Annotated in this window: 2 protein-coding genes; both read left to right on the forward strand. The window is 76.4% G+C overall.

Features of this window, described 5'->3' with window-relative positions; all coding sequences use genetic code 11:
* Positions 1 to 67 precede the first annotated feature (67 nt).
* A complete protein-coding gene (locus AB0H81_RS44700) occupies positions 68 to 775 on the forward strand; it encodes an ABC transporter ATP-binding protein (protein ID WP_358388594.1) in 708 nt (235 codons plus the stop codon).
* Positions 772 to 1977: an ABC transporter permease gene (locus AB0H81_RS44705; RefSeq protein WP_358388591.1), complete on the forward strand. Its 1206-nt coding sequence runs from the start codon at positions 772 to 774 to the stop codon at positions 1975 to 1977. Before AB0H81_RS44700 ends, AB0H81_RS44705 begins: the two co-directional genes overlap by 4 nt.
* Positions 1978 to 2088: the final 111 nt, after the last annotated feature.

Below are 2088 nucleotides of genomic sequence, written 5' to 3' on the forward strand. Positions count from 1 at the left end.
CCCCGCGCCCGCCGGTCCGGACTCCGCACCCGCCGGCGCGGCGTCCCCGCCCGCCGCCGGCCCGTACGTGGTCGAGCTGCGGGGCGTGACCAAGGTCTACCCCGGCGGCGTGCGGGCGCTGCGGGGCGTGGACCTGGCCGTGGCCGACGGGGAGCTGGTGGCCATCGTCGGCCGGTCCGGGTCCGGCAAGTCGACGATGCTGCACATGGTCGGCACGCTCGACCGGCCCACCTCGGGGACCGTCCGCGTCGACGGCCACGACGTGGCCACGCTGTCCGACCGGGAGCTGTCGGCGCTGCGCGGGCGCACCCTGGGCTTCGTCTTCCAGCAGTTCCACCTCAGCCCCGGCCTGAACGCGCTGGACAACGTGGCCGACGGCCTGCTCTACACCGGCACCCCCCGGCGGGTGCGGCGGGAGCGGGCCGCCGCGGCGCTGGAGCGGGTCGGGCTCGGCCACCGGCTGGACCATCGGCCGTACCAGCTCTCGGGCGGCGAGCAGCAGCGCGTGGCCGTCGCCCGCGCCGTCGCCGGCGACCCGCGGCTGCTGCTGGCCGACGAGCCCACCGGCAACCTCGACTCCGGCGCGGGCGCGGAAGTCCTCGGGGTGCTGCGCGACCTGCACGCGGCCGGCACGACGATCGCCGTCATCACCCACGACTCGGAGATCGCGGCCTGGTGCCCCCGGCGGGTGCGGCTGCTCGACGGCCGCATCGACGGCGACGAGGGCGACGGGACCGACCGGCCGGGGGAGATCGTGAAGGGGGCGCGGGCATGAGCCGGCGCACGCCACGCGGGCCGCGACCGGCCCGGCTCAGCCCGGCCGACGTGCTGCGGGTGGGCGCCGCCGGGCTGCGGACCCGTCCCACCCGGGTCTTCCTGTCGGCCCTGGGCATCGCCATCGGCATCGCCACCATGATCGCGGTCATCGGCATCTCGTCGTCGTCGCGCGAGCAGCTCATGCGCCAGCTCGACCGGCTGGGCACCAACCTGCTCACCGTGTCGCCGGGCCGCACCATGTTCGGCGAGGAGGCGGAGCTGCCGGTCACGGCGCTCGACATGGTCAAGCGGATCCGCCCCGTGCGCACGGCCTCGGCCACGGGCACGATCAAGACCACGGTGCGCCGAACCGACCGCATCCCCGAGGCCGTGACCGGCGGCATCTCCGTGCAGGCCGCCACCACCGAGCTGCTCACCACGCTGGAGGGCCGCGTCGCCACCGGCGCCTGGCTGAACGCCGAAACCGAGCGCCGGCCCGCCGTCGTCCTCGGCTCGGAGGCGGCCACGCGGCTCGGCATCACCCGCACCGGCGTACGGGTCTGGATGGGCGGGCGGTGGTTCACGGTCGTCGGGATCCTGCGGACGATGCCGCTGGCCCCCGAGATCGACCGGTCGGCCCTGGTCGGGTTCCCGGCCGCGGAGAGCCTGCTCGAGTTCGGCGGACATCCCACGACGATCTACGAGCGGTCCGGCGAGGAGGCCGTCGAGGCGGTCCGGGACGTGCTGGCCCGCACGGTCAACCCCGAGAACCCGGGCGAGGTCGAGGTGAGCAGGCCCTCCGACGCGCTGGCCGCCCGCGCCGCCGCCGCGGGCGCGTTCACGAACCTGCTGCTCGGGCTCGGCGCCGTCGCGCTGCTGGTCGGCGGCGTCGGGGTGGCCAACACCATGGTCATCTCCGTGCTGGAGCGGCGTAAGGAGATCGGGCTGCGGCGCTCGCTCGGCGCCACGCGCGGGCAGGTGCGGGTGCAGTTCCTGACCGAGTCGCTGCTGCTGTCGGCGCTCGGCGGGATCGCTGGGGCGGCGCTCGGGACGCTGGCCAGCGCCGGGTACGCGGTGGCGCGCGGCTGGCCGCCGGTGGTGCCGCCGTGGGCGATCGGCGGGGCGGTGGCGGCGACCCTGGTCATCGGCACGATCGCCGGGATCTATCCGGCCATGCGCGCCGCCCGCCTGTCCCCGACCGTCGCCCTGGCCGCCACCTGACCGGAGACCCGGGGTACGTCCCGGCGGCGGCCTCCCCGGTCGCGGCGCCGCCGAGTTCGAGCAGGCCCGGACGGTCGCGCCGATCGCCTGCGTGCAGAACCACTACAACCA

It is taken from the genome of Nonomuraea sp. NPDC050691, from assembly GCF_040654455.1.
GTDB lineage: Bacteria > Actinomycetota > Actinomycetes > Streptosporangiales > Streptosporangiaceae > Nonomuraea.

Coding starts and splice junctions, on each gene's coding strand:
- AB0H81_RS44705 (WP_358388591.1), top strand. CDS start 772: ATGAGCCGGCGCACGCCACGCGGGCCGCGACCGGCCCGGCTCAGCCCG.